This window comes from Actinomycetospora chlora, from assembly GCF_039542135.1.
In the GTDB taxonomy this organism is placed as follows: Bacteria; Actinomycetota; Actinomycetes; order Mycobacteriales; family Pseudonocardiaceae; genus Actinomycetospora; species Actinomycetospora chlora.
In genome coordinates this window covers 1-25,674 of the sequence record NZ_BAABHO010000074.1, presented here as the reverse complement: position 1 = coordinate 25,674, position 25,674 = coordinate 1, and the positions used below count along the sequence as shown (strand labels likewise).

Below are 25,674 nucleotides of genomic sequence, written 5' to 3'. Positions count from 1 at the left end.
ACCGTCCAGGACCGCAGCCACCGCGAGGCGCTGATCCTGGTCGATGCTCACGAACTGGACGCTAGCCCCGACCCCCGACAGTCCCGGGCCCAGAACGGGCCCACGCTTACCGACCGAGCATCACGGAACGGTAACGATCCCGAGGCCCAGAGGGCCTAGATGATCGCGACCGCGACCACCAGGCCGAGCGCGACGTGCATCGCCGCGATGACGCCGGCGTCGGCGGTGAAGCGGTCGTCGTGCAGGCATCCGTCGACGTCCAGCCGAGCCACGGCCTCGAGGCCGCGGACCGCCAGGACCTGGGCGATGATCCCGACCAGGCCGTAGATCGAGGTGTTGAGGATGCCGGCGAGGAAGCCGCCACCGGACACGTAGATGGCCGTGACGACGATGAACGCCATCGACACCATGCCCGCCGCGGACACCACGACGGCGTTGGGGCGACCCTCGCGGACGAGCCCCCGCAGGTCGCCGGGCGTCGTGAGGTCGATGGCGAAGTAGCCGACATACATCAGCACGGCGCCGATCACGGCGTACACCGCGATGAGGCCGATGTTGACGCCCATCGTGGGCCAGAAGTCGGGTGCGAGCACGGGGGTCAGGCCCTCCATCCGGACGAACGGGGCGCCAGACTAGGGCACTGTCCGGATGGGTCGAGCTCCGCTCCGCTGCGTCTCCCTCAGTCGGGGATCCGGTGCGGCACGAAAGCGGCCCCGTTGTCGGTGATCAGGCCGGTCGTCTCGCGGATGCCCAGACCCGCGGAGGTGTCACCGACGATCCAGGCGCCGAGGGCGGGGCGGTAGCCGTCGAACTCGGGCAGCGGGTCGAAGAGCTGGTAGACGTACCCCTCCTCGCCGTAGACACCGCCCATCTCCGTCTCGTAGCCCGGCGCGACGATCTGGATGTTCGCGCCCTCGCGCCCCAGCAGCGGCTTGCGGACGTACTCGGTGAGCATCCCCGGATCGCCCAGCGACGCCGGGAGCAGGTTCGGGTGCCCCGGGTACATCTCCCACAGCACGGCGAGCAGCGCCTTGTTCGACAGCAGCGTCTTCCACAGCGGCTCGATCCACGCCGTCTCGGGCAGGCTGCGGACGACGTGCTTGCCGAAGTCGTCGCCGAGCACCCACTCCCAGGGGTACAGCTTGTCGACGACGGCGATCGGCGCCTCCTCGAGGTCGACGAAGCGATCGAGCGCGGAGTCCCAGCCCAGCTGCTCGATGGCCAGCCCGACCGTGTCGAGACCGGCCTCGGCCGCGCACTCCTGCAGGTAGGCCGTCGTGACGTGGTCCTCGCCGGTCGGGTCGGCCTGCGACCAGCAGAAGTGCACCTCGTTGCGGGGCAGCTTCGCGGCGATCTCGCCCCAGCGCTCGACCAGCTTCTCGTGCAGGGAGTTCCACTGGTCGTCGTCGGGGTGGACGTCCTTGAGCCAGTACCACTGGCAGATCGACGCCTCGAGCAGCGTCGTCGGGGTGTCGGCGTTGTACTCCATGAGCTTGGCCGGGCCCGACCCGTCGTAGCGGAGGTCGAAGCGCCCGTAGAGGTGCGGGTCGCCCCGCCGCCACGACGCCGCGACCGCCTCCCAGCTCCACTCGGGCAGCGCGAAGTCGCGGAAGCGCTCGGTGGTGACGACGTGGTCGACCGCCTCCAGGCACATGGAGTGCAGCAGCTCGACGTCGGCCTCGAGCGAGAGGACCTCGGACATGTCGAACACGTAGTGCACCGACTCGTCCCAGTACGGCCGCGCACCGTTCATGCCCATCGCGGGGGTCCCGAAGACGAGCCCCTGCTCCTCGACCTTCGACTGCCAGTCCGGGCGGGGCCTGCCGGTCGCGCGCTGCACGGCCGTGATCCTGCCCTACGCGGACGGCCTAGCTGCCGCTGGAGCTGCTCCCCGAACCGCTGCTCGAGCTGCCCGACCCGCTGGAGCTGCCCGACCCGCTGGAGCTGCCACCGACGCCGAGCCCGCCGCGGCTGACCGTGCCGCTGCTCGAGGTCGAGCCGAGCGAGCTGCCCGAGGTGCCGCTGCGCACGCTGGTCCCGCTGGCGGGCGGCGAGGTGCTCCCGCCCGAGGCGACCGTGCCCACGGGCGAGCGCGAGCCGTAGTTGTAGTGGTACTGGTTGCCGAAGCCGCCGAGGAAGATCGGCACGAAGACGCCGCTGCTGTTGTAGTAGCCGCCCTGCTGGGGACCACCGCAGTTCTCGTCGGGCACGACGACGCCCTGCGGGTCGACGCACTGGGCGTCGACCTCGTCGGGCGAGCTCGCGGCGTAGACGACGGCGACGAGCGCCACGACGCCCACCGCGACACCGCCGCCGACGAGCACCCGCTTGCGGACCTTGCGCTTGCGCTCCTCCGCCGCCGCGGCGGCCTCGGCCTGGGCGCGCTCGCGGCGCTGGGCCTCGCGGCGGGCGCGCTGCTCGGCGACCGTGGGCTCGCGGGGCCTGGTGGTCGCCGGGTCCTGCTGTCGCATCCGGCCGCGCGGGCGCTCGCCGGAGCCGGAGCCCGTCCCCGTGTCGGCCCCGACGGCGGCCAGCGCGCCGCTGCCCGAGCCCTCGGTCGCGGTGGGCACCCCGGACGGGGGTGTGGCGGCGTCCTCGGCGTCGTCCCCCGACCGGTGCCGGCCGACCACCTGCGACGTGTCGACCTTCTCCGTCGGACGGGAGGACGCGGCGTCGGCGCGCAGCGCGTCGAGGTCGACCTTCTCGGTCCGCCGCTCCGACGAACGCTCCTGATCGTCGTCTCGTCCCGTCATGGCCCCTCCACCCACCGTCACCGGCTCGTCACCGACACCGTCCGGCGCGCGCCGGTCACCGCCGATCCTGCCCGACACCGGGGCATACGGCCCGTGCGGACACGGATCGGCATGATGTCAGGGCGATGCTGCTCCGCGAACGCCGGTCCGGCCCGCCCGCCGAGGGCGGCCCCGACGGCGACGACGACGGGCCCGCCACCGACGCCGCGGGCATCGACCGCTGGCTCGACCGCGTGTTGGGCCACGACGATGCCCGCGACCCGCGCCGCCGTGCCGCACGCCGCGGTGTCGTCGGCGTGCTGGTCGGCGCCCTCGTCATGCTCGTCGCCGCGACCGCGCTGGCGGCCACCGGCACCGGTCCGACCGTGCTCGGCCTCGCCAGCGCCCCCTCGGGCGCGGGCGGCGGGTCGTCGTCCGGGTCGTCCGACGAGCGTCCCGCCCTCACCACCGCACCCGGCCGCTGCCTGACCTGGAGCCGCGACGACGCCGGCGACGTGCGCGAGGTCGACTGCGGCCAGCAGCACCTCTTCGAGAGCGTCGGGGCGGTCACCGCGGCGCAGCCGCCCGGGACGCCGTTCCCGGCCGACGCGGCGTGGCAGCAGCTCGTCACCGACCAGTGCACCCCGCAGGCCCGGAACTACCTGCAGGGCAAGCTCGACCCGGCCGGCCGCTACCGGGCCGGCGCGCTCAAGCCGACCCAGGCGGCGTGGGACTCCGGCGACCGCACCGTGCGCTGCGGGCTGCAGGCCCCGGGCCGGACCGGGGCGCTCTTCCCGTCGACCGGGCGCGTCACCGACGCCGACCAGGCCGTCGTCTTCGACGCCGGCACCTGCCTGGGGCTCGCGGGCAAGGAGGTCTCCGACCCGACCTCGTGCACCGAGACCCACGCCGCGGAGGTCGCGGGGACGGTCGACCTCGGCACGCAGTTCCGCAACGGCTTCCCGTCGGTCGACGACCAGGACAACTACCTGCAGCCGACCTGCCAGCGGATCGCCGAGCAGTACGTCGGCTCGGCGCAGAAGCTCACCGACTCCAAGCTCACCGTCTACTGGACGAACGTGGCCGAGGAGTCGTGGACCGCGGGGACCCGCCGGGTGACCTGCAACCTCGGCTCGCTGCTCAGCGACAACACTGGTTTCGCGCCGCTGACCGGCAAGGCCGCGGACGGCGTCCGCATCGGGGGCGACGCACCCGCGACCGTGCCCAGCCTGCGTCCGGGGGCGCCCGCCACCGTGCCCGGCTCGGCGACGACCCCCGCGCCCGCCGACGGCGGCGCCGCCACCGGCGGCACGGCCGGCCAGGGCGCGGACCAGCCGGGCCAGCAGCCCGGCGGCCTCCCCCTGAACCTGCCGGTCCCCGGGGTCGGCGGCGGGGGCGACGCGGACGGCGGGGGCGGCGGGGGCTACTGACGTCGCCTAGCTTTCCGGCCGTGGACGTCGCGCCGGAGCGGTTCGAGGAACTCGTCGCGGACGCCCTCGACGAGCTGCCGGAACCCCTGACGCGGGCGATGGACAACGTCGTCGTGCTCGTGGAGGACCGCCACCCCTCCGAGCCCGACCTGCTCGGGATCTACGAGGGCGTCGCCCTGACCGAGCGCTACAGCGACTACGGCGGCGTCCTGCCCGACCGGATCACGCTATACCGCGTCGCCCTCGCCGACGTCTGCGACGACGAGGACGAGCTGCGCGAGGAGGTCGCCGTGACCGTCGTGCACGAGATCGCCCACCACTTCGGCATCGACGAGGCCACGCTCCACCGCCTGGGGTGGGGCTAGCCCGTCGGGTCGTCGGTGGCGGGCAGGCCGCCAGGGACCGTGTGGCGCCAGGCCACCAGCTCCCAGGCGGCGCCGCGCGGGCGCAGGACGACGCGCCCGCAGTTGCCGACGTGGTCCTCCTCGCCGCGGGGCGTGCCGACGTGCTCGACGAGGTCCTGCGCGGCCAGGCGCAGCGCCGCGCCGTGGCAGACGAGCACGACCGTGCCGCCGCCGGGATGGCGCTCGCGCAGGTCGGCGACGGCGGCACGGAAGCGCGCGACCACCTGGCGCCCGCTCTCCCCGCCGGGCTGGGTGACGTCGAGGTCCCCGTCCTCCCAGCACGCGACGATCCGGCGGAACTCGGCGATCGCGGGCTCGTCGTTGCGGCCCTGCAGGTCGCCGACCTGCGCCTCGTGCACCCCGGCGATCTCGACCGGCGCCAGGCCGACGTGGGCGGCGACGAGGCCCGCGGTCTCGGCCGCGCGCCGCGCCTGCGAGTGGTAGAGGCCGGCGATCGTGCCCTCGGTCCCGGCCGCGAGCTCGCGCCCGAGGGCGTCGGCCTGCTGGCGCCCGAGGTCGGTCAGCGGCGGCCCGGGCAGCACCGTGTCGAGGACGCGCTCGACGTTGGCCGGGGTCTGGCCGTGGCGGGCGAGGACGAGACGCAGGTCGCTCACGCGCCGCTCCCGTCGCGCAGGGCCTCCAGCCAGGCCGCGGCCTCCGCGTAGTCCTTCACGGTCTGCCCCGGCCCGGGGCCGGTGCCGCGCGGGGCGTCGTCGTCGGCGACGTCGTCGAGCCGGGCCCGCGGGTAGGAGCCGAGGAACCGCACGTCGGTGCAGCGCCGCCGCAGGGCGGCCAGGGCCTCGCCCATCGCGGCGTCCGCGACGTGGCCGGTGCCGTCGAGGAAGAACCAGTACTCGCCGCGGCGGTCCCGCAGCGGCCGGGACTCGATGCGGGTGAGGTCCACCCCGCGCACGGCGATCTCGGTGAGGACGGCCAGCAGCGCGCCCGGGACGTTGACGGTCGTCGCCGCCAGCGACGTCCGGTCGGCGCCGGTGGGGGCGGGCAGGCCGGGGGCCCCGGGCGGGCGCACGAGCACGAACCGCGTCACGGCGTCGCCCGTGTCGTGCACGCCCGAGGCCAGCTCGACCAGCCCGTGGTGGGCGGCGGCGACCGGTGCGCACACGGCGGCGTCCACCTCGCCGGCGGCCACCTGCGCGGCCGCCGCGGCGGTCGAGCTCGTCAGGCGCACCTCGGCGTCGGGCAGGTGCTCGGCGATCCAGCGGCGGGTCTGGGCCTCGCCGTGCGGGTGGGAGGCGACGCTGCGCACGTCACCGACGGAGGTGCCCGGGCGCACGAGCACCGAGAACCGCACCCGCAGCAGGATCTCCCGCACGATCACCAGCGGCGGCTGCTCGACCAGCCCGTCCATCGTCGCCGGGACGCCGCCCTCGACCGAGTTCTCCACGGGCACGCAGGCCGCGTCGGCGTCGCCGGCGCGCACGGCGTCGAGCGCCGCGGTGGTGCTGGACCAGGGGTGCAGGGACGGCTCCGGGTCGCCGAGGGCGTCGCCGAGCACGTCCGGGGTCAGGCTCCGCAGGGCCTGTTCGCAGAACGTGCCGTGCGGACCCAGGAACGCCACGCGAAGGGTCACGTCACCCGAGCGTACGGACCGGCGCGGACGAGTTCAGAGCAACCCGAGGCGGGCGAGCTCGTGCCCCTGCCCCGCGATGGCGGTCGAGCCGAACGACGAGAACAGCGACCGCACCCGCACCGCCGCCTCGGGCCCGACGCCGCCCAGCTCGGCCGCCAGCGCGTCGCCGTCGGTGATGCGCAGGACCTCGTCGATGTCGCCGGCCACGTCGGCGTCCGTCCGCGCGGCCAGGGCCCGCACGGTCGCGACCAGCAGGTTCATCCATCCGTGGTGGGTGAACCCGGTGTCCGGGTCGGTGTGCCGGACGGCGGACTGCAGGCCGATGCTCGCGGTGAACGAGCGCCCGGCACCGACCGCGAGCGCGAGGAAGCCCGCGACGTCACGGACCCCGGGGAACGCCCCGGCGCGCCCGCCGCCGCAGCGCAGCTTCGGCCGGCAGCCGTGCTCGACGACCCGGCGGACGCCGTCGAGCCAGTCCGACGAGCCCTCGGCGTCCGGGCGCCGCGGCTCGACGACGGCGACGACGTCGTCGGGCACGAACTCGGTGACGCGCTCGAGCCAGACCGTGTCGACGTCGTGGGGCGCGGGCATCTCGACCGTCCGCGGGTCGAGCAGCGCGGCCCGCGACGACGTCAGCGACAGGGCCTTCGGCACGCCGCCGAGCCCGGTGTCGACCGACAGCGCCACCGGCACGGGCGCGGCGGGCCGGCGCTTGACCAGCACCGCGACCAGCTCGGAGAGCCGCGAGACCGGCACGACGAGCGAGCCGAGCAGCCCGCCGGCGTCGGCGGCACGGGCGTCGAGGTGGGCGTTGACGACCGTCGCCATGTCCGGCCGCGGGCCCTCGTCCACGAGCGCGGCGTCGTCGACGATCGCGCGCAGCAGCGGGGGCACACCGTCGACCGGTGCCCCGCCGGCCTCGGGGACGGTGGACACGCCCGCACGGTAGCGCTCGCCCCGGGAGGCGCCCGGCACCGGCCCGGGGATCCACTCCGACTCTCGCGCCGAGCGAGAAGTTTGGTTAGGCTCCCCTCACTAGCCCGCGCCCCGAGGAGTCCGATGGCCAGGAGCCGACCGACCGCCCCGCCCGTCCCGCCCCCGGCCGAGCGGGCCCGGACGCTGGCCGGGCGGGCGGCCCACGCCTCACTGATCGGGCCGGACCGCCCTGACGGCTCCGGGGATCTGCGGGCCATCCCGACGCTGCACCACGCGCCCGCGACCGGTGCCGCGACGCTCCAGTTCCCCGACGACCACGCGCTGGTGCGCCACGTCCGCGAGCGCGGCGACGCGCTGCTGCCGGTGATGCTCGAGCTCGGCGACGTCGCCCCGGTGACCGTGCGCCGCCCCGTCCGCGGCCTGCTGTGGATCAGCGGCCGGCTGCGGCTGCTGCCGCTGCGGGTGGCGCGCCGCGCGGCGCTGCGGATCGCGGCCGAGCAGCCCGACGAGCGCCTGCTCGACGTCGGGCACGGCGCGTCGCTGCTGCGCCTGGAGCCGGCGATGGTCGTGCTCTCCGACGCCGAGGGCACCGAGGCGCTCGCGCCGACCGCGGTGGCCGCGGCGGCGCCCGACCCGGTCGCGGCCACCGGCGACGCCTGGCTCGCCCACCTCGCGGCCGCGCACGCCGGCACGCTGTCCGCGCTGGTCCCGCACCTGCCGCCCGGCCTCCGCGGCCCGGGGCACCGGCTGGCCCCGCTCGGGGTCGACCGGTTCGGGCTGCGGCTGCGCGTCGAGACCGACGAGGGCGGCGACCACGACGTGCGCCTGCCCTTCGCCGCGCCGCTGTCGTGCCCGGGTCAGCTCGGCGAGGCCGTGCGCGCGCTGATCGGGTGCGGCCGGCCCGCGCCGGCCGTCAGGCCACGTCGCGCAACGGGCGCGTGACCTTGCGCTCGGCCACGAACGAGACGAACGGGATCGTGCCGGCCAGCGCGACCAGCACGGCGCGCCCGACCGGCCAGCGGTCGCGGTAGGCGAGGTCCGCGGTCAGCAGGAGGTAGCCCATGTACAGGAAGCCGTGCACCGGGCCGACGATCGCGACCACGGTGGGGTCGCCCGCGAGGTACTTCAGCGGCATGCCGACCAGCACCAGCACGAGCAGGCCGACACCGACGATCCACGCGCCGACGCGGTAGCGCCGCAGCGCCCGGGCGATCTCGGGGGTGGGCGGGGCCGCGACGGTCACGACGGATCGGTCTCCTCGCTCGGGGTGGTGCCCTGGTCGCGCGCGGCCAGCTCGGCGTACATCAGGTTCCAGCGTGCCCGCTCGGGCGCCGGGCCCTCGTCGTCGTCCGCGACGACCTCACCCGTCGGCCGCGGACCGAACGGCGAGCCGGCCGCGACCGGGCGGACGGGCTCGAGGCGCTCCTCCGGCTCCTGCCGGCGGACCTCGTCGAGCGCGCGGGCCTCGGCGCGCAGCATCCGCCACCACAGCGCGGCGAAGAACACCCCGAACAGCGGCCACTGGAACGCGTAGCCCGCGTTGAGCAGCGACCCGGTGGGCGACTCCGCGCGCAGCAGCTGCCAGTAGGCCATGCCCGAGCAGACGGCCACGGCGACGAGCGCGAACAGCGTCCACCCGATCCAGCGCGGGGTGACGAGCAGGCGCAGCACACCGTCGAGGTTACGTGGCCGGGAGCGACGTCGGCGTGGGGTGGACGCGGCACCGCGCCTAGGTTGGCGGGCGTGACGGCGCGGGAGGTGTGGCGGAGCTGGACGCGGCCGCACCGTCCCGCGGCCGCGGAGCTGGACGGCCGCGAGCGGCGGCTGCTGCGCACCGAGCTGCTCGTGGTCTTCGCGGTGACGCTCGGGCTCTCCGGGGTGCGCAGCCTCGTCTCGCTGCTCGACGCCCTCGCCGGGCCGACCGCCCTCGACGACCGCCGCACGGCCATCGACGAGACCCTCGCGCGGAACCCGTGGGCCGACCTCGCGGCCCAGCTCGCCGGCTCGTTCGCCCTCGTCGCCTGGGGCGCGCTCGGCCTGTACCTGCTGGTCCGCGCGGGCTCGGGGCCACGCGCGATCGGGCTCGACGGGAGCCGGCCGGGCCGCGACGCGCTGGGCGCGGTCGGGCTGGCGGCACTGATCGGCGTCCCCGGGCTCGGGCTCTACCTCGCCGCCCGGGCCCTCGGGCTCAACACCACCGTCATCCCGTCGATGCTCGGGCAGCACTGGTGGACGGTGCCGGTGCTGGTCGTGTCGGCGTGCGCCAACGCCTGGGCCGAGGAGGTCCTCGTCGTCGGCTACCTGCTGCACACGCTGCGCCGCCTCGGCGTGTCCGAGAACCGGGCGCTGGCGGTCTCGGCGGTGCTGCGCGGGTCGTACCACCTCTACCAGGGCTTCGGCGGCGGGCTCGGCAACCTGCTCATGGGCCTGGTGTTCGGGCGGGTGTGGCAGCGCACCGGACGGCTCTGGCCGCTCGTCGGCGCCCACGCGCTGCTCGACGTCGTCGCCTTCGTCGGCTCGGCGCTGCTGGCCGGTGCGCTGCCCTTCCTGCCCGCCTGACCCGGACCCGACTCAGCCGACGATGCGGTGCCGGGAGCGCGCCATCATGTTCTCCGGCGCCGGGTCGATCCCGGCCTCGGTGAACAGCTCGTCCATGCGCCCGGGGATCGCCTCGGGGTCCCAGCGCACGCCGTCGCCACGGATCTCCGCCACCGACGTGAACGGCTGGTAGAGCTCCACCGAGTCGCCCTGCACCCCGAACACCTTCCCGCTGATGTGCGACGAGGCGTCCGAGGCGAGGTAGGTGACGAACGGGGCGACGTTGTCGGGGTCGAAGAAGTCGAACTCACCGCGCTCGAGGCTCGCGCGCCGGTCCTCGCGCACGTCCGGCGGCAGCAGCGCCTCGGTCATGCGGGTCAGCGCCGAGGGGGCGATGGCGTTGGAGGTGACGTTGTAGCGGGCCATCTCCATGGCGACGATCGTCGAGAACGCCGCGATGCCCGCCTTGGCCGCGCCGTAGTTGCTCTGACCGAAGTTGCCGAGGATCCCCGACGTCGACGCGGTGTGGACCAGGTGTCCGGGACGCTCGCTCTCCCGCCAGTAGCGGCACGCGGCCCGCGTGGGGGCGAAGTGGCCGCGCAAGTGCACCCGGATGACGTCGTCCCACTCGGCGTCCGACATCTTCACCAGCGTGCGGTCACGCAGGATGCCGGCGTTGTTGATGACGGCGTCGAGCGCGCCGAACTGCTCGACCGCGGTGGTGACCAGCCCGTCGGCCACGTCGGCGTCCGCGACGTCCCCGGGCACCGAGATGGCGCGGCCGCCGGCCGCGGTGATCTCCTTCGCCACCTCCTCGCCGGCCTCGGCGTCGAACTCCGCGACGACGACCGCCGCCCCCTGCCGTGCGCACTCCATCGCCTCACCGCGGCCGATGCCGCGCCCGGCGCCGGTGACGACGACGACCTTGTCCTCGAGCAGTCCCATGGCGCGCACAGTAGAGCCGGCGCCCTAGGGTCGCCGACCGTGGAGTCGGACGCGCCACACGTGGCCACCGTGGACAGCGAGGTCGGGGCCCTGCGCACCGTCGTGCTGCACCGCCCGGGCCCCGAACTCGAACGGTTGACCCCGCGCAACGCCGACCGCCTGCTCTTCGACGGCATCCCGTGGGTCGAGCGGGCGCAGGTCGAGCACGACGCGTTCGCCGACCTGCTGCGCGCGGAGGGCGTGCGGGTGCTGTTGCTCGGCGACGTGCTGCGCGAGTCGCTCGCGGCCGCCCCGGACGCCCGGGAGGCGGGCATCGCCGACGCCGTCGACGAGCGCGCGCTGGGCCGCGAGCTGGCCGCCGCCGTGTTCACCGAGCTGGCCGGTCTCGACGACGACGCCGTCGCGGACGCGCTCATCGGCGGTCGCACGTTCGCCGAGCTGGACGTCACCGGCCACTCGCTGGTGCGCGCCATGGCCGGACCCCACGACTTCGCCGTCGACCCCCTGCCCAACCTCATGTTCACCCGCGACTCGTCGGTGCGGGTGGGCCCGCGGATCGTGGCGTCGTCGATGGGGATGCCGGCGCGGCGCCGCGAGGCCTCGCTCGTCGCGCTGGCCCAGCGCCACCACCCCGAGCTCGGCGCCGTCGCCCCGACCGCGCCGCGCGACCCCTCGCCCGTCGAGGGCGGCGACGTCCTGCTGCTCGCGCCGGGCGTGCTGGCGATCGGGGTCGGCGAGCGCACGAGCCCGGCGGGCGCGGAGTCGTTCGCGCGGGCGATGTTCGCCGACGGCCTCGCGCACACCGTGCTCGCCGTCCCCATCGCCCAGCGGCGGGCGACGATGCACCTCGACACCGTCGCGACGATGGTCGACGTCGACACGATGGTCATCTACCCGGGCGTGCTCGACCACCTCGAGGCGTGGACCGTGCGCCCCGACGGGCCGGACGGGTTGACGATCACCGGGCCGGAGCCGTTCCGGCCGGCCGCCGCGCGGGCGATGGGCATCGACGAGCTGCGGGCGGTGGACACCGGGGTGGAGTCCGTCGCGGCCGAGCGCGAGCAGTGGGACGACGGCAACAACACCCTGGCCGTGACCCCCGGGCGGGTCGTGGCCTACGAGCGCAACGTGACCACGAACGCCCGGCTCGCCGACGCCGGGATCGAGGTGCTGACGATCGCCGGCTTCGAGCTCGGGTCGGGGCGTGGTGGCCCGCGGTGCCTGTCGTGCCCCTGGGAGCGTGCCCCGCTGGGGTGACGGACTGCTCGTTCGGCGCACCCGGACGTGCGCCCGGCCACAGGCCGCGGTCCCCCACTGCGTCCTTGCACCGCTCGGCCTAGCGTGCGGTGCCGTGCTGAGGAAGGCCGATCGCCGGGCGCCGGTCCACCCGCTGCGCCGGCTCTCGGGCGAGCAGTGGGCCGCCATGGAGCCGACCTGGCGCGACGCCAAGGTCGGGATCATCGACGCCGCCCTGGCGCGCGCCACCGCCCGCCCGTCGGGCAACTGGTACGTCGTCGGCGCGAGCCGTGACGTCCGCGCCGGCACCCCGGTCGGGACGACCGTCGCCGGCGTGGAGCTGGTGCTGTGGCGCTCGCCGTCCGGGGAGCTGCACGCCGGACCGGGGGCGTGCCCGCACCTCGGGGCGGACATGGCCACGGCCGTGCAGTCGGGCTGCGAGCTGATCTGCCGCTGGCACGGTCTCGCGCTCGGGCCGTCGGGGCGCGCCGGGTGGCGGACGCTGCCGACCTTCGACGACGGCGCCCTGACCTGGGTGCGGCTCGACAGCGTCGGCGGCGAGGAGCCCACCGACGCGCCGATCCTGCCGGCCCGGCCCCCGGTGGACGAGAGCCTCGTGGCCGTGGCGTCCGTGGTCGGCACCTGCGAGCCCGCCGACGTCATCGCCAACCGGCTCGACCCCTGGCACGGGGCGTGGTTCCACCCGCACTCGTTCGCCGACCTGCGCGTCGAGCGCGCGCCGTCCCGCGACGCGTCGGAGGACGAGGACCACTTCGACCTGCGCGTCGCCTTCCGCGTCTCGAAGAACTGGGGCGTGCCCGTCCGCGCCCGGTTCACCTGCCCGGAGCCGCGCACGATCGTCATGCACATCACCGAGGGCGAGGGCGCCGGCAGCGTCGTCGAGACGCACGCGACGCCCCTGGCTCCCCACCCCGACGGCCGCCCCCGCACCGCGGTGCTCGAGGCGACGATGGCCCACTCCGAGCGTCCCGGGTTCGCCAGGGCCCGCCGCGTCCAGGGCCTCGTCCGCCCGGCGATGGAGTGGGCGGCCAGGCGCCTCTGGACCGACGACATCGAGTACGCCGAGCGCACCTACGCCGTCCGCGCCGCCCGCCGCCGGGGCTGAGGCGGCCCGGAGTGAGCAGCGAACGGGTATCTCGCTGCTTCTAGGCGTCGGAAGTCCCCGTTGATCACCGGGTCGGCCGGAGAGGCCGCCGAGCGAACGGGGACTTCGCGCGCGTAGAAGCAGCGAACAGGCCGTTCGCTGCTCCTGTCTCAGCGCGATCCGAGGGATCAGCGGCGACCGAGCACCGTGTGGACGATCCCGCGCTGCCAGCCGTCGACGGGCCGGGTGTGCACCTCCCGCAGCCCGGCGTCGCGCAGCCGCTGCTCGAGGCGGGCGAGGCCGTCGAACACGAGGACGCTGCGCCACAGGTAGCGGTAGAGCGAGGCGTCGCCGGTGACCCGCCACCCGAGCGGGATGATCACGGCCCAGCAGACGGCGCTCCACACCGCGCGGGCGACGGCCGAGTCGGCGACGGAGTACTCGTGCACGGCGATCGGGGCGCCGGGGGCCAGGTGGTCGACGAGCACGGCGACACCGGCGTCGCGGTCGGGCAGGTTGCGCACGAGGTACGCGGCGAGCAGGCCGTCGGCGGGGCGCTCCCCCGCGAGCGCGGCGGTCATGTCCTCGGCGCGGGCGTGCACGAAGCGGACGGTCTCGGGCCACTCCTTCTCGCGGGCCTTCGCGAGCATCTCCGCCGAGGCGTCGACGGCCACGATGCGGGCCTCGGGGTAGGTCTCGAGCAGCGCGGCCGTCGAGAGACCCGTGCCGCAGCCGACGTCGAGGAGCGTCGCGCCGCGGCCGGCGTCGGGGATCCCGAGACGGCGGGCGGAGAGGCGCAGGTGCTCGTGGTAGCCCGGGTTGGCACCGACGAGACGGTCGTACGACGAGGCGTCCTGGTCGAACTGCGCCGACACGCCCGCCGCGGCCGCCGTGCGGTCGAAGCCGGGGCCGCGGCGGAGCGCGCGGAACGTCGGGGGCACCAGCGCGAGGGTGCCCGCCGCCAGGGCGAGCACGGCCGGGATGCGGAGACGGCGGCGCGAGATCACCCGGGGCATCCTGCCGTGCGTCGTACCGCCCTGCGCGAGATGGGGGATTTCCTGACCCTACCGGCGTGCTGTGTCTGATCGTCAGCAAGTGGACGCCAGGCTGACACGCCCGCGTGTCGTCCCGGCGAGGATGTGGCGATCCTGGCGCCCTGTGCCGGCAATGCCGCGTTGCTCGCACTATCGGGAACCTGAGAGCCGTGCTCAGCAGACGGGCGTGGTGCTGGTCCGATCGGGCGAACATCCGGCGCCTGGGCGCGCCGTGGGCGCCCGTCGTCGCGCCACGACCGGGCGGCCTCTCAGACGCGCCGGACCTGCTGATCTCCGCTGCCTACCGTCCCCGTCCGTGCCCGACAGATTGACTCGCACGCTGTGGATCGCCCTGCTGGCGGTCCTCGTCGTCGCGCCCGTGGTGCTCATGGCCCTGCGCTCGGGCCGGAGCTCGGTGGCGGGGATGCTCTCGGTCGGCCTGGGCCTGCTCGCCCTGGGCCTGCTCGTGGTGGTCGTCGTCGTGCCGTCGCGCGTGCGCTCGCTGACCCGGGCGTTCGGCGTCGAGAAGGTCATGGGCCTGCACCGCTGGCTGGGCATCCTCGCGATCCTGCTGGTCGTCCTGCACCTCGGCGTCGCGATCGCGAACCACCCGGTCCTGCTCAACCCCCTCACCGCGACGACGCCCGCGAAGGCCGGGTGGACGTCGGTGGGCGCGCTGCTGCTCGTCGGCCTCGTCGCGGCGCGGGGACGGCGTCCGGGGGCGCGCTACGAGATCTGGGCCCGCCTGCACGTGCTGCTCGCCGCGGCCGCGCTGGTGCTCGCCGGGCTGCACGTGTGGTGGCTGCAGAACCTCGTCACCGACCCGGTGATGCGCGTCGTGCTCTCGGCGCTGGTGCTCGTGCTGCTCGGCGTGCTCGCGCACCGCTGGGTGTGGCGCCCGCTGTTCTCCCGCCAGGGCGCCTACGTGGTGTACGGCGTGCGCCGCGAGAGCCCGACGGTCTCGACGCTCGTGCTCGCCCCCGTGCACCTGCGCCGCGGCGGCCTGCGCTTCGACCCCGGCCAGTTCGTCTGGCTGCGCCTCAAGCGCGCCGTGGTGGGCACCGAGGAGCACCCCTTCACCATCGCCTCGAGCGCCACCGTGACCGGGCGCCTCGAGCTCACCGTCCGCGACCAGGGCGACTTCTCCGGCCTGCTCTCGACGCTACGCACCGGCAGCAAGGTGTGGCTCGACGGCCCGCACGGCTCGTTCACCGCCGAGGCCGCCGACGGCGCGGCGGGCCTCGTGCTCCTCGCCGGCGGCGTGGGCATCACCCCGATGATGAGCATGCTGCGCACGCTCGCCGACCGCGGCGACCGCCGCACCCACCGCCTCGTCGTCGCCGAGCGCGGCACGGAGCCGCTGTTCGCCGACGAGCTGACCGCCCTCGCCCGCCGCCTCGACCTGCGCGTCACCCGCACCGAGGGGCGGCGGATCGACGCCGAGCTCGTCGCCGAGGTCGTGCCCGCCGCCGAGCGCCATGCCCTGGACTACTTCGTCTGCGGCTCGCCCTCGGTGCTCGCGGGCTCCCTCGCGGCCCTCGAGCAGCTCGGCGTGCCCCCGGCGCGCGTCCACACCGAGCAGTTCGGGTGGACCGGGGCCATCCCCGCGCAGGCGTCCGCTGCCCCGGAGCAGCGGCGCGGGTCGCGTCACGGCCGCCGTTCGGTCCGGGCCTGAGCCCGACCGGCTCACCTACACTCGGGCCATGAGCGCCCCGGGGTCGTCGAAGTTCCACGAGCTGCTGCGGGCGCAGATCCGCAACGAGTTCACCGCGTCACAGCAGTACACGGCGGTCGCGGTGTACTGCGACGACGAGGACCTGCCCCAGCTCGCCGCGCACTTCTACGCGCAGGCGCTCGAGGAGCGCAACCACGCCATGGGCATGGTGCGGTACCTGCTCGACAACGACCTCAAGGTCACGATCCCGGGCATCGACGACGTGCGGACCGAGTTCGACTCGCTGGAGCAGGTCGTCGAGCTCGTGCTGCGCCAGGAGCAGACGGTCACCGACCAGATCGCGACGCTGGCCCGCACGGCCCGCGACGAGGGCGACTACCTCGGCGAGCAGTTCATGCAGTGGTACCTCAAGGAGCAGGTCGAGGAGGTCGCGTCGATGACCACGCTGCTGCGCATCGTGCGCCGCGCGGGCGACAACCTCTTCCACATCGAGGACTTCGTCGCCCGCGAGATGTCACCCGACCTCGGCGCCGACCCCACCGCCCCGCCCGCCGCCGGCGGCAACGCGGTCCTCGGCAGCGCCTGACTCCTCGGGAGTCCGCTCCGGGCCCACCGCCAGCACCGCCTCGCGGCCCACCGGCCGCAGCCGGGGCGCCAGCAGCTCGGTCAGGTGGGTGACGACGCCGACCGTCGCCAGCGCCGCCACCGCCGCCGCGGCGTCGGCGAGCGCGTGCAGCAGCACGGCGTCCGCCATCGCCTGGGTGCTCTCCCCGAGACCGCGCAGGACGGCCGCGACGCCGAGCACCACGCTCACGTCCCACGCGATCCACCACCGCCGCACGGGCCGCGACGGCCGCGGGCGGGCATCGGCGGGCAGGCCGGACGCCGCGTGCTCGACCTCCGTGAGCGCCGCGCCCGGCACCGTCAGGTTCGGGCCGGGCAGCACGCTGCCCAGCACCACCGCCCAGGCCCGCCGGGCCGGGCGCGTCCCGGAGATCGACGCCGCGATCCCGCGCGCGAGGTGCAGCCAGGACAGGAACAGCGCGCCCGTCGCGACCGCGGCCACCGGCGCGAGCAGGCCGACGAGCGCCACGAGCACGTCGGAGAACGCCAGCGGGCCGGGCGAGAGCGCCGCGCTGCGGCTCGCGACGAGCAGCCCGTAGCGCCACACCTCGGCGAGCGCGGCCAGGCCGGCGAGGACGGCGGTGACGACGGCGAGACGCACGAGCAGGTGCGCCGAGCGGCGCAGCAGCTCGTCCGGCTCGCGGGGCGCCCGGGACGGCAGCGGACCCTCGGCGCCGGGCTCGGGCGCGGGCATCCAGGTCCGCAGGCTCCAGCGGGGCGTCGCGGCGTAGCGCGGCGGGCCCGCGTAGGGACGTCGCGGCCGCCGCGGCTCGCGCGGGCGCAGCGCGTCGGGCGGCAGGGCCACCCACCGCACCCCGGTGAGCACGCGTCCGCAGTGCACGCAGTACCGGGTCGCCCCGGCGCGCGGCGCGCCCGGCGAGTCCGGCGGCGGCTGGGGCCGCCCGCACCTGGGACAGATCACCGGCAGATCACTCCCCGCCCGCCCTCAGATGACGGCCGCCGGGCCGGGGCCCTCGGCGGTCATCGGCCGGCCCTCGGCCTCCCACGCCAGCATGCCGCCGGTGACGTTGACGACGTCGTGCCCGCGCTGGGCGAGGAAGGCGGTGACCTGGGCCGACCGGCCGCCGACCTTGCACACCACCGCCAGGGGGCCCGCCGGGACCTCGTCGAGGCGGGAGGTGATCTGGGACATCGGCAGGTGGACCGCGTCGGGCGCGTGCCCGGCGGCCCACTCGTCGTCCTCGCGCACGTCGAGCAGCGTCGACCCGGCGGGGATCTCGCCGGGGCCGACCGAGGGGAGTCCGGGATGGCTCACGGCGTCCATCCCACCACGAGCGCGCCGCTGCACGCAGCGGAGCCCGCGCTCGCCGGGACGAACGCGGGCTCCATCGGCACGGGGCCCGCGCGGTGCGGGCCGGTCCTGTGATCAGTGCGCCGTGGCGCCCTCCGAGCCGGCCCCGGTCATGGAGCGGACCTCCATCTCCGCGTACCTCTCCTCGTCGGCCGGCTCCCGCCGGCCGACGTAGGTGCCGATGATGCCGAGCAGGAACGAGGCCGGGATCGACACGATGCCGGGGTTCGACAGCGGGAAGATCGCGAAATCGACGTCGGCGCCGAGCATCGAGGTCTCGCTCCCGGAGACCGCCGGCGAGAAGACGATCAACAACAGGCAGATGGCGAGCCCGCCGTACATGCTGAACAGCGAGCCCGTGGTGTTGAACCGCTTCCAGAACAGCGAGTACAGCAGCGTGGGCAGGTTCGCGGACGCCGCGATCGCGAACGCGAGCGCGACGAGGAAGGCCACATTCTGGCCGAGGGCCAGGATGCCGCCGATGATCGCCAGCGCCCCGATCACCAGCGCCGTGCGGCGGGCGACCTTGACCTCCATGCCGGGCTCGGGCCGGCCCTCCTTGATGACGTTCGCGTAGAGATCGTGCGCGAACGACGCCGACGCGGTGATGGTCAGCCCGGCGACGACCGCGAGGATCGTCGCGAAGGCGACCGCCGCGATGATGCCGAGCAGGAGCGTGCCGCCCACGGCGTAGGCCAGCAGCGGCGCGGCCGCGTTCTCCTTGCCGGGCGCGTTGGCGATGGCCTGGGCGCCACCGGGCACCAGGGCCGGTGCGCCGTAGCCCACGACCAGCGTGAACAGGTAGAAGATGCCGATGATCCAGATCGCCCACTGGACGGAGCGACGCGCCTCCTTGGCGTTCGGCACCGTGTAGAAGCGCATGAGGATGTGCGGCAGACCCGCTGTCCCGAGGACCAGCGCGAGGGCCAGCGAGATGAAGTCGAGCGGCTTCTTGCCGTACTGGTTGCCCGCGTTGATGAGCTCCTTGGAGCTGCTCGCGTCCGCGGCGCCGAACAGCGCCGAGAGGTTGAACCCGAAGATGCCGAGGACCCAGACGGTGATGACCGCGGTGCCCACGACCAGCAGCGTCGCCTTGATGATCTGCACCCAGGTCGTCCCGCGCATGCCGCCGTACAGGACGTAGACGATCATCACGGCGCCCACGACCGCGATGACGAGCGACTTGCCGACGGTGCTGTTGATCCCGAGCAGGAGGGCGACGAGGCCGCCGGCGCCGGCCATCTGCGCAAGCAGGTAGAACAGCGACACCACGAGGGTGGAGACGGCCGCCGCCGCCCGCACCGGGCGCTGGCGCATGCGGAACGCCAGCACGTCGCCCATCGTGTACCGGCCGGTGTTCCGCAGGAGCTCCGCCACGAGCAGGAGCGCCGTGAGCCAGGCGACGAGGAAGCCGATCGAGTACAGGAATCCGTCGTAGCCGTTGACGGCGATGGCTCCCGCGATGCCGAGGAACGAGGCGGCCGACAGGTAGTCGCCGGAGATCGCGATGCCGTTCTGCGGCCCGGTGAAGTTGTGGCCCGCGGTGTAGTAGTCCGACGCGGAGCTCGGTCCGCGGCTCACCCGGTACACGATCACCAGGGTGACGACGACGAAGAGGACGAAGATCGAGATGTTGACGGCGGGCGTCCCGACCTCGGGACTGGGTGCAGCCGCGGTGATCACAGCTTCTCCTCCACCAGGAGACGGAGGCGCTCGGCCTCGGGGTCGAGGTGCTTGTCCGCGTACCGCACGTAGACCGTGGCGATCACGAAGGTCGAGACGAACTGCAGGAGGCCGAAGATCAGGCCCACCGTGATGTTGGAGCCGCCGATGGTGGTGTTCATGAAGCCCGTCGCGTACGCGGCGAGCAGGACGTAGACCAGGAACCACACCAGGAAGACCGCGCTCAGCGTGAAGATGAACCGCCGCCAGCGCCGGCGCAGGGCCGCGAACTCCGGGGAGCGCTGGACCTCCTGGTAGGCGGTTGGTGAATCCGCGGGGGGCGAGCCCTGTCCGCTCGGGATGTCGTCGGTGGCACTCACGAGGTCTCCGCGGGGTCGTTCGTCGTGTTGGTCACGATCGCGCCGAACCCTAATCTGCCGCCCATCACACCGATTGCTCCCTTCGTGTGACTACTCACCGCAACCTCACACCACCGGCTCGCACACCTCAACGTCATGTGCAGTCCGGTTCGTCCGGATCGTTCACGAACGTCGCCTCCCGGGACGGGTGTGTACGCAGCGTCGCGGGGAGGTTACGGGAGGCGACCGGTCCGTCGGGGGAGGGTCAGGAGGTCGAGCGCGTCCCGCGGCGGGCGTCGCCCAGGCCGAGGCGCTCGGGGGCGTGCAGACGCAGCAGCGTGCGCCCGACGTTGGAGGGCACGCGGTGCGGCGACGACCGGCTCACCATGACCATCACGAGGAACGTCAGCGGCACCGTGACCAGCGCGGGCCGGGCCAGCAGCACCCCGACCCACCCGCCCGGCGCGACGCCGGCCAGCGTCGAGCCGACCGCGGCGGTCGCGGCACCCCCGCCGACGAGCATCCCGACGACGGCCCCGCGGTCGGTGAGCCCCTTCCACCAGATGCCGAGCACCAGCAGCGGGCAGAACGTCGAGGCGGCGAGCGCGAAGGCGAGCGACACGGTCAGCGAGAAGTCCAGCCGCGTCGCGCCGAGCGCGGCGACGATCGGCACCACCCCGCCGACGTGGGCCGCGATGCGGAAGTCCCCCAGCCGGCGGGGCAGCAGGTCGGTGGACAGCACGCCGGCCACGGACAGCAGCAGCCCGGACGACGTGGACAGGAACGCGGCGAACGCGCCGGCAGCGACGAGGGCCGCGACCGCCACGCCGGCCCACCCCGGCAGGGCGGCGCTGGGCAGCAGCAGGACCGCCGCGTCGGTCTGCCCCGTGACCAGCAGCTGGGGCACGTAGAACCGCGAGAGGGCGCCGAGCAGCACCGGCAGCAGGTAGAAGCCGCCGAGCATCGCCAGCACGACGACGGTGGTGCGGCGGGCCGCCCGGCCGTCGGGGTTCGTGTAGAAGCGCACGAGCACGTGCGGCAGCCCCATCGTGCCGAGCAGCAGGGCCAGCACCAGGGAGTACGTCGCGAGCAGCGAGTGCCCCTCGCCGGTGCCGGTGAGCGGCGCGGACCACGACGCCTCGTCCGGGTCGGCGTCGGAGACCACCGGGACCGGGGCCCCGGCCGGGAACGTCAGGGTCGTGCCGGCGTCGACCTGGTGCGGACCCGGGGCCCACGACGCCTGCCCGTTGAGCCGCGCGCCGTCGACCTCGCCGCGCACGCCCACCTCGACCGGCGCGGGCACCTGCAGCGTCACCGGCGTGCTGACGTCCACCGAGGTGGGGGCGCTGAACACCGGCGGCGGCGGCGCGCCCTCGCGCGTCGGCCCGAGCACGAAGACCCCGAGCACCACCAGGGCCGGCACGGCGAGCGCGGTGAGCTTGAGCCAGTACTGGAACGCCTGGACGAAGGTCATCGAGCGCATGCCGCCGAAGGTGACGCTCGCGGTGACCACCAGGCCGACGGCGACGACCCCGACCCACGGCGGCGCCGTGGTCAGCACCGTCAGCGCGAGGCCGGCGGCCTGCAGCTGCGGCAGCAGGTAGAGCCAGCCGATGAGCACGACGAACCACGTCGTCACCGTGCGCAGGAGCGTCGAGTCCAGCCGCACCTCGGCGAAGTCCGGGACCGTGTACGCCCCCGAGCGCCGCAGCGGGGCGGCGACGAAGAACAGCAGCGCGAGGTAGCCCGCGGTGAAGCCGACCGGGTACCAGAGCCCGTCGACGCCGTCCTTGAGCACGATCCCGGCGATGCCGAGGAACGAGGCGGCGGACAGGTACTGGCCCGAGATCGCGGCCGCGTTGGCCCGCGTGCCGACGGTGCGCGACGCGGCCAGGAAGTCGTCGGTGGTGCGGGCGACCCGCACGCCGAGCGAACCGATGACGATCGTGACGATCGCGACCACCACGACCGCGACCAGCGCGACGATCCCCGCGACGGACACCGGCGGCTCAGTCCTCGACGTTGTCGGCGAAGTCGAGCTCGTTGCGCTCGGCGGTGCGGGTGTAGAGCCACGCGAGGGCGAGCATGAACGGGTAGGGCAGGAAGCCCAGCACCAGCCACGGCAGCGTCACGCCGGCGATCTCGACGGTGCCGGCCCGCGGCAGCACCAGGAACAGCACCGGCAGCGCGCCGAGCACGAACACGGCAACCAGCCCCAGGCGCAGGCCGAGCGCGAGCTGCGCGCGCAGGAGGTTGCGCAGCAGCAGCTCGCCGGTCTCGGTCTGCTGCTCGATCTCGGCGACGGTGCGCACCGCGCGCGTCGGCACCCGGCGCTCGGCCAGCACCACCCGCACGCGGTCGGAGTGCTCGCCCACGTCCGGTTGCGGCGGGATGACCAGGCCGGGGGCGGTGTGCAGGGCGGGGCTCGACAGCGGCGCGTACGTGTCGGACCCGTCCGCCTCCCCGGCCGGGGTCGGCGAGGCCAGCGGCATCGGCCCGGAGCCGCCGGGCCCGGTCACCGGCGTCGCGGCGAACTGCTCGGTCTCCGCGTCGGGCGCGGCGTGCCGGGGGCGGTAGCCCGACGGCGGGGTGTGCAGCGACGCGCCGGCCCGCTCGGGCTTGGCGTGCCGGCCCTGGCGGCGGGCGACGCCCGGCGGCGGCTGGCCCGGCGAGGGGAACGTCGGCGGCACCGGGCGGCGCGGCGGATCGGCGGCCAGCGCCTCGGTGGCCAGCCCCGGCGTGGGGCCGGTGGCGGCGTTCATCGGGCTCGGCGGCGTCGGCACCCCGGGGCGCGGCGAGCGCGACGGCCGGGAGCGCCGCAGCGTGCCGGTGTCCGGCCCGAGGCCGGCACCGTCCGTCCACGCGTCGCCGTCACCGTCCGCGGGCGGCTCGGCCCCCGCCGGCGGCTCGGGCACCGGGCGCAGGGCCTCCGCGTGGTCCGGCGACTCCGCCGTGCCCGGAGCCGGCCCCGGGGTCGTCCCCGGGGTGTCCGGCGCGTCCGGCGTGGACCCGTCCGTCCCGTCGGCCCCGGCGGCCGTCGGGACGGGACCGGTGACCCGTACCGGACCGCCGGGCGCGGTCACCGTCGGCCCCAGGCCTGTTTCGTCGACCGGACGAGACGGTCCTTCAGCTCGCGCGTGTGCCGGCGGCTGACGGGCAGCTCGGCGACGTCCCCGCCGCTGCCGAGCCGGACGACGTAGCCGGAGCCGGCCAGCCGCAGCTCGGTGATCAGCGGCAGGGCGACCAGGTACGAGCGGTGGATGCGCACGAAGCCGGCGTCCGACCACCGCTCCTCGAGCACCGAGAGCGGGATCCGCACGAGGTGGCTGCCCTCGGTGGTGTGCAGGCGCGCGTAGTCGCCCTGCGCCTCCACCCAGCGCACCGTCGAGCGCTGCACCAGCTTCGTGGTGCCCGCGAGCTCGACGGGGATCACCTCGTCGTCGCTCTCCTCGTCGGTGGCGGGCTCCACCGGCACGGTGGTGCCGCGCGAGGACAGGATCCGCGACAGCGACGCGTAGAGACGCTCGGGGCGCAGCGGCTTGAGCAGGTAGTCGACCGCGCCGACGTCGAACGCCTCCACCGCGCGGTCGTCGTGCGCGGTGACGAACACGACCGACGGCGGGATGACGTAGCGGGACAGCACGTTGGCGAGCTCGAGCCCGTCGAGACCCGGCATGCGGATGTCGAGGAAGAGCACGTCCACGTCCGACTGCTTCGCGGGCGCCGGCAGCCCCGCGGGCGGCGTGCCGCCCGAGAAGCCGCCGAGGTCCACCCGGTCGCCGCCGGTGAGGATCCGCAGCGCGGAGATGGAGTCGGAGGCCCGCAGCACGGTGCCGACCCGCTGGTCCTGCTCCAGCAGGTAGGCGAGCTCCATGAGGGCCGGTTCTTCGTCGTCGACGGCGAGCACTACGAGGCCGTCGTTCTCACTGGTGTTCACTGCCACGCCATCCTGCCCAGCCGAGGTTCGCACGTCCACGATAGGACCCGATCGGCTCGCCACCCTGCCGTGCCCCGCCCGGCGCGCACGGCGAGCCGCGGGCCGCACGGGGTGTCGCGCCCGGGATCACCCGTTCGGGCGCGCGTGACTGCTCCGGTCGGGACGCTTCGTCCCTCAGCCGGGCCCGTCGGCACCGAACGCCCCGGCTCCGCCGCTGTCGAGGTGCTCCCAGCGCGTCGCGCTGTCGCGCACCGCGCGGCCGAGGTCGGCGAGCTCGCCGGCCAGGGTGCGGGCCGCCGGCACCGTGTCCGACGTCACCAGGTCGCGGTACCAGCCGGCGATCGCCGCGTTGTCCTGCCCCGAGCCGACCGCCAGCGGCTCGGCGGCCAGGCCGTCGAGCGCCGCCTGCGCATCCGCGATGCCCTGCTCCAGCGCCTCGACCTGCCCGGCGAAGGCGCGCGCCTCGTCGGGCTGGATGGAGACCTCACCGCTCCCGCCGGTGCCGCCGGTGCCGCCGCCGGTGCCGCCCCGCCCCGCGGACTCCTCCGGGCTCATGCGGTGCTCCTTCCGGGCGGACGCGGCACCACCGCGTCGGCCAGCACGGTACGGACGTCGGCCAGCAGTTGTCCGCCGGTTGCGGGAACCAGCAGCGCGGGACGGGGCGGCGGCACCGCGGGGGGCGGGCGCAGGACGTGACGCCCGCGGGGCCCGTCGAGCCAGCACACGGGCGCCGCGACCCGGTGCGGGGTCCCGTCGCGCCGCTCAGCCACCCCGACCTGCGAGATCGCGGTGACCGAGGCGAGCAGGTCCTCGCCCACCTCGCGGGCCCGCGCGGCGCGCGGGGTGGCCGGCAGGCCGGCGGCGACGGCGCCGTCCGGGACGGGCACCGCGGGCCCCGCGCCGGGTGGTACCGGCGGGACCAGGGCGAACACGGCCTCGTCGAGCCCGTCGGGCGACCACGGCGCCACCCGCACCGGCGCGCCGGCGTGCTCGGGCGAGGAGAGCACCGCGGCCGTGCGCCCGTCGGTGAGCGCGACCGCCGCCCGCGGGTCGCCCGCGTCGCGGCGGACGAGGTCCACGGCCAGCACCCACCCCGCCACCGCGCGTCCCGCGTCGAGCAGCATCCGCGCCGGCCCGGGCGCGAGCAGGCCACGGGCGCGCAGCGCCTGCTCGGTGGCCGCGCGGTGACGGCGCACCTCCTCGTCGGTCTCCGCGGACCAGTGCACCGGGCGCAGGGGGTAGGGCCACGCCGCACCGCACTGCTCGAGGACCCACAGCAGCTCGTGACGGTCGAGCACGACGCCGCTCATCCGCTACCCGGATCGTGGCTGTCCTGCTCCCCGATCACCGGGGGCGTCACGAGACGGCGGTCCTCCGGGTCGTCGGCGGGGTCGCGCCACGGGTCCGCGTCGACGAGGTACTCGGGATGGCGGACGGGGCCGCTCGGCCGCTCGGGCGAGGTCGTGGCGGCGCCGGTCGCCGGGGGCACGAGCGGGACGTCGCCGCCGGCCGGGTGGCTCGCGGCCGGGCCGTGCTGCTGGGGGGCCGCCGGCCCCGCCTGCAGCGCATCCGGGGACACCACTCCCGGCGTGCCCGCCGTGCCCGCCGTGCCCACCGCGCCCGCCGTGCCCACCGAGGCGCCCGGGCCGACCGACGGGCCGGCGGGGGTCGTCGCCGAGGGCTCGGGGGTGCCGGACCCGGTCCCGGACGGTTGGTCCATGGACGACGGGTCGGGCCGGCGGTCACGGCGCCCGTCGCGGCGCTCGTCCCGGCCCGGGCCCGCGGCACCCGCGGGCACGACGCCGCCCCCGGTCAGCCGGTCGGCCGCGGTCGGCGCCACCGGACCGCCACGACCGGCGCCGGAACCGTCTCCGACGGGCCCCCCGGTGCCGGCAGCACCCCCGGAGGGGACGGGCCCGCCCGTCCCGGGCGGGCCGCCCGGAGCGACCCCGGGCCCGCCGGCCGCCCCCGGGTTCCCGCCCAGCAGGCGCGTCACGAAGCGGCCGACCGGTCCCGGGCGGCCCCCCGGCGCGCCACCGGGGACGCCCGGTCCGGGGCCGCGTCCGGCGGCTCCGGGCCCGGCGTTCCCCGGCGCGGCGGCCCCGCCCGGTCCCGCACCGGGCGGACCGGCCGGGACACCCCCGCCCGTCACCG

28 protein-coding genes are annotated in these 25,674 nt (G+C 75.5%); 8 read left to right on the top strand and 20 right to left on the bottom strand.

The features are described from left to right. Positions 1-155: 155 nt before the first annotated feature. The 3 genes from ABD994_RS28715 to ABD994_RS28705 all read right to left on the bottom strand — a co-directional run bounded on the left by ABD994_RS28715 (position 156) and on the right by ABD994_RS28705 (position 2,753). Entirely contained in the window at positions 156-611 is a 456-nt protein-coding gene (locus tag ABD994_RS28715) for a DUF350 domain-containing protein (protein WP_345424149.1), read from the bottom strand. A gap of 68 nt (positions 612-679) precedes the next feature. Continuing rightward, the gene (locus ABD994_RS28710; protein ID WP_345424146.1) at positions 680-1,840 is read right to left on the bottom strand and encodes a glutathionylspermidine synthase family protein; all 1,161 of its coding nucleotides are present in this window, start codon (positions 1,838-1,840) and stop codon (positions 680-682) included. 28 nt (positions 1,841-1,868) lie between these two features. Next, a complete protein-coding gene (locus ABD994_RS28705) occupies positions 1,869-2,753 on the bottom strand; it encodes a hypothetical protein (protein WP_345424143.1) in 885 nt (294 codons plus the stop codon). A gap of 125 nt (positions 2,754-2,878) precedes the next feature. Here ABD994_RS28705 and ABD994_RS28700 point away from each other — a divergent pair, with 125 nt between their 5' ends. Together ABD994_RS28700 and ABD994_RS28695 are read left to right on the top strand one after the other, a co-directional pair. Beyond that, positions 2,879-4,162: a septum formation family protein gene (locus ABD994_RS28700; RefSeq protein WP_345424140.1), complete on the top strand. Its 1,284-nt coding sequence runs from the start codon at positions 2,879-2,881 to the stop codon at positions 4,160-4,162. Between the two features lie 20 nt (positions 4,163-4,182). Beyond that, on the top strand, positions 4,183-4,527 hold the full coding sequence (locus ABD994_RS28695) for a metallopeptidase family protein (protein WP_345424137.1): 345 nt from the start codon (positions 4,183-4,185) through the stop codon (positions 4,525-4,527). On the opposite strand, the gene ABD994_RS28690 is transcribed toward ABD994_RS28695, so the two are convergent. The 3 genes from ABD994_RS28690 to ABD994_RS28680 are packed head-to-tail and all read right to left on the bottom strand — an operon-like array spanning position 4,524 to position 7,093. Continuing rightward, a complete protein-coding gene (locus tag ABD994_RS28690) occupies positions 4,524-5,180 on the bottom strand; it encodes a histidine phosphatase family protein (protein WP_345424134.1) in 657 nt (218 codons plus the stop codon). The two genes, ABD994_RS28695 and ABD994_RS28690, sit on opposite strands and share 4 nt — an antisense overlap. Then, positions 5,177-6,157, bottom strand: coding sequence for a prephenate dehydratase (pheA, locus tag ABD994_RS28685; protein ID WP_345424131.1), 981 nt, complete (start codon positions 6,155-6,157; stop codon positions 5,177-5,179). Before pheA ends, ABD994_RS28690 begins: the two co-directional genes overlap by 4 nt. A 33-nt stretch (positions 6,158-6,190) precedes the next feature. Further along, complete coding sequence (locus ABD994_RS28680; RefSeq protein WP_345424126.1) at positions 6,191-7,093, bottom strand: hypothetical protein; 903 nt, start codon at positions 7,091-7,093, stop codon at positions 6,191-6,193. 123 nt (positions 7,094-7,216) lie between these two features. On the opposite strand from ABD994_RS28680, the gene ABD994_RS28675 reads away from it, so the two are divergent. Next, on the top strand, positions 7,217-8,035 hold the full coding sequence (locus ABD994_RS28675) for a DUF2470 domain-containing protein (RefSeq protein ID WP_345424123.1): 819 nt from the start codon (positions 7,217-7,219) through the stop codon (positions 8,033-8,035). Here the strand turns inward: ABD994_RS28675 and ABD994_RS28670 are convergent. Together ABD994_RS28670 and ABD994_RS28665 are read right to left on the bottom strand one after the other, a co-directional pair. Further along, positions 8,007-8,336 (bottom strand): DUF3817 domain-containing protein, encoded by a 330-nt coding sequence (locus tag ABD994_RS28670; RefSeq protein WP_345424119.1) that lies wholly within the window; start codon positions 8,334-8,336, stop codon positions 8,007-8,009. The genes ABD994_RS28675 and ABD994_RS28670 overlap by 29 nt on opposite strands. Beyond that, complete coding sequence (locus ABD994_RS28665; protein WP_345424116.1) at positions 8,333-8,764, bottom strand: hypothetical protein; 432 nt, start codon at positions 8,762-8,764, stop codon at positions 8,333-8,335. The genes ABD994_RS28670 and ABD994_RS28665 overlap by 4 nt, the downstream gene beginning before the upstream one ends. A gap of 72 nt (positions 8,765-8,836) precedes the next feature. On the opposite strand from ABD994_RS28665, the gene ABD994_RS28660 reads away from it, so the two are divergent. Continuing rightward, entirely contained in the window at positions 8,837-9,652 is an 816-nt protein-coding gene (locus ABD994_RS28660) for a CPBP family intramembrane glutamic endopeptidase (protein WP_425550144.1), read from the top strand. A gap of 12 nt (positions 9,653-9,664) precedes the next feature. Here the strand turns inward: ABD994_RS28660 and ABD994_RS28655 are convergent, their stop codons facing one another. Next, positions 9,665-10,576: an SDR family NAD(P)-dependent oxidoreductase gene (locus tag ABD994_RS28655; protein ID WP_345424113.1), complete on the bottom strand. Its 912-nt coding sequence runs from the start codon at positions 10,574-10,576 to the stop codon at positions 9,665-9,667. A gap of 69 nt (positions 10,577-10,645) precedes the next feature. On the opposite strand from ABD994_RS28655, the gene ABD994_RS28650 reads away from it, so the two are divergent. Both ABD994_RS28650 and ABD994_RS28645 read left to right on the top strand, forming a co-directional pair. Further along, positions 10,646-11,833 (top strand): arginine deiminase, encoded by a 1,188-nt coding sequence (locus ABD994_RS28650; protein WP_345424157.1) that lies wholly within the window; start codon positions 10,646-10,648, stop codon positions 11,831-11,833. Between the two features lie 166 nt (positions 11,834-11,999). Further along, positions 12,000-12,938 (top strand): Rieske (2Fe-2S) protein, encoded by a 939-nt coding sequence (locus ABD994_RS28645; RefSeq protein WP_345424154.1) that lies wholly within the window; start codon positions 12,000-12,002, stop codon positions 12,936-12,938. Between the two features lie 167 nt (positions 12,939-13,105). Here the strand turns inward: ABD994_RS28645 and ABD994_RS28640 are convergent, their stop codons facing one another. Beyond that, on the bottom strand, positions 13,106-13,924 hold the full coding sequence (locus ABD994_RS28640) for a class I SAM-dependent methyltransferase (protein ID WP_425550143.1): 819 nt from the start codon (positions 13,922-13,924) through the stop codon (positions 13,106-13,108). A gap of 343 nt (positions 13,925-14,267) precedes the next feature. Here ABD994_RS28640 and ABD994_RS28635 point away from each other — a divergent pair, with 343 nt between their 5' ends. Then, complete coding sequence (locus ABD994_RS28635; RefSeq protein WP_345424110.1) at positions 14,268-15,626, top strand: ferric reductase-like transmembrane domain-containing protein; 1,359 nt, start codon at positions 14,268-14,270, stop codon at positions 15,624-15,626. Between the two features lie 28 nt (positions 15,627-15,654). Next, the gene (locus ABD994_RS28630; RefSeq protein ID WP_345424106.1) at positions 15,655-16,212 is read left to right on the top strand and encodes a ferritin; all 558 of its coding nucleotides are present in this window, start codon (positions 15,655-15,657) and stop codon (positions 16,210-16,212) included. Here ABD994_RS28630 and ABD994_RS28625 read toward each other — a convergent pair. The 10 genes from ABD994_RS28625 to ABD994_RS28580 all read right to left on the bottom strand — a co-directional run bounded on the left by ABD994_RS28625 (position 16,141) and on the right by ABD994_RS28580 (position 25,360). Continuing rightward, entirely contained in the window at positions 16,141-17,172 is a 1,032-nt protein-coding gene (locus tag ABD994_RS28625; protein ID WP_345424103.1) for a DUF4328 domain-containing protein, read from the bottom strand. The genes ABD994_RS28630 and ABD994_RS28625 overlap by 72 nt on opposite strands. Positions 17,173-17,196: 24 nt before the next feature. Then, positions 17,197-17,535, bottom strand: coding sequence for a rhodanese-like domain-containing protein (locus ABD994_RS28620; RefSeq protein WP_345424100.1), 339 nt, complete (start codon positions 17,533-17,535; stop codon positions 17,197-17,199). Between the two features lie 102 nt (positions 17,536-17,637). Next, positions 17,638-19,242, bottom strand: coding sequence for a solute symporter family protein (locus ABD994_RS28615; RefSeq protein WP_425550145.1), 1,605 nt, complete (start codon positions 19,240-19,242; stop codon positions 17,638-17,640). Further along, positions 19,242-19,604, bottom strand: coding sequence for a DUF485 domain-containing protein (locus ABD994_RS28610; RefSeq protein ID WP_345424094.1), 363 nt, complete (start codon positions 19,602-19,604; stop codon positions 19,242-19,244). Before ABD994_RS28610 ends, ABD994_RS28615 begins: the two co-directional genes overlap by 1 nt. A gap of 244 nt (positions 19,605-19,848) precedes the next feature. Beyond that, the gene (locus ABD994_RS28605; protein ID WP_345424091.1) at positions 19,849-21,585 is read right to left on the bottom strand and encodes a sodium/solute symporter; all 1,737 of its coding nucleotides are present in this window, start codon (positions 21,583-21,585) and stop codon (positions 19,849-19,851) included. Positions 21,586-21,592: 7 nt separating this feature from the next. After that, entirely contained in the window at positions 21,593-22,666 is a 1,074-nt protein-coding gene (locus ABD994_RS28600) for a hypothetical protein (RefSeq protein ID WP_345424088.1), read from the bottom strand. Then, a complete protein-coding gene (locus ABD994_RS28595) occupies positions 22,663-23,520 on the bottom strand; it encodes a LytR/AlgR family response regulator transcription factor (protein ID WP_337713159.1) in 858 nt (285 codons plus the stop codon). The genes ABD994_RS28600 and ABD994_RS28595 overlap by 4 nt, the downstream gene beginning before the upstream one ends. A 174-nt stretch (positions 23,521-23,694) precedes the next feature. After that, positions 23,695-24,075 carry a hypothetical protein gene (locus ABD994_RS28590; protein ID WP_345424079.1) on the bottom strand — a complete coding sequence of 127 codons (381 nt, stop codon included), beginning with the start codon at positions 24,073-24,075 and terminating at the stop codon, positions 23,695-23,697. After that, positions 24,072-24,830, bottom strand: a complete 759-nt coding sequence (locus ABD994_RS28585) for an ESX secretion-associated protein EspG (RefSeq protein ID WP_345424076.1) — start codon at positions 24,828-24,830, stop codon at positions 24,072-24,074. Before ABD994_RS28585 ends, ABD994_RS28590 begins: the two co-directional genes overlap by 4 nt. Further along, positions 24,827-25,360, bottom strand: coding sequence for a hypothetical protein (locus ABD994_RS28580; protein WP_345424073.1), 534 nt, complete (start codon positions 25,358-25,360; stop codon positions 24,827-24,829). Before ABD994_RS28580 ends, ABD994_RS28585 begins: the two co-directional genes overlap by 4 nt. Positions 25,361-25,674 lie beyond the last annotated feature (314 nt).

Excerpts from the sequence above, each read along its gene's own strand:
- ABD994_RS28715 (WP_345424149.1), bottom strand. The coding sequence starts at position 611 with ATGGAGGGCCTGACCCCCGTGCTCGCACCCGACTTCTGGCCCACGATG.
- ABD994_RS28705 (WP_345424143.1), bottom strand. The coding sequence starts at position 2,753 with ATGACGGGACGAGACGACGATCAGGAGCGTTCGTCGGAGCGGCGGACC.
- ABD994_RS28700 (WP_345424140.1), top strand. The coding sequence starts at position 2,879 with ATGCTGCTCCGCGAACGCCGGTCCGGCCCGCCCGCCGAGGGCGGCCCC.
- ABD994_RS28675 (WP_345424123.1), top strand. The coding sequence starts at position 7,217 with ATGGCCAGGAGCCGACCGACCGCCCCGCCCGTCCCGCCCCCGGCCGAG.
- ABD994_RS28655 (WP_345424113.1), bottom strand. The coding sequence starts at position 10,576 with ATGGGACTGCTCGAGGACAAGGTCGTCGTCGTCACCGGCGCCGGGCGC.
- ABD994_RS28645 (WP_345424154.1), top strand. The coding sequence starts at position 12,000 with ATGGAGCCGACCTGGCGCGACGCCAAGGTCGGGATCATCGACGCCGCC.
- ABD994_RS28630 (WP_345424106.1), top strand. The coding sequence starts at position 15,655 with ATGAGCGCCCCGGGGTCGTCGAAGTTCCACGAGCTGCTGCGGGCGCAG.
- ABD994_RS28620 (WP_345424100.1), bottom strand. The coding sequence starts at position 17,535 with ATGGACGCCGTGAGCCATCCCGGACTCCCCTCGGTCGGCCCCGGCGAG.
- ABD994_RS28590 (WP_345424079.1), bottom strand. The coding sequence starts at position 24,075 with ATGAGCCCGGAGGAGTCCGCGGGGCGGGGCGGCACCGGCGGCGGCACC.
- ABD994_RS28585 (WP_345424076.1), bottom strand. The coding sequence starts at position 24,830 with ATGAGCGGCGTCGTGCTCGACCGTCACGAGCTGCTGTGGGTCCTCGAG.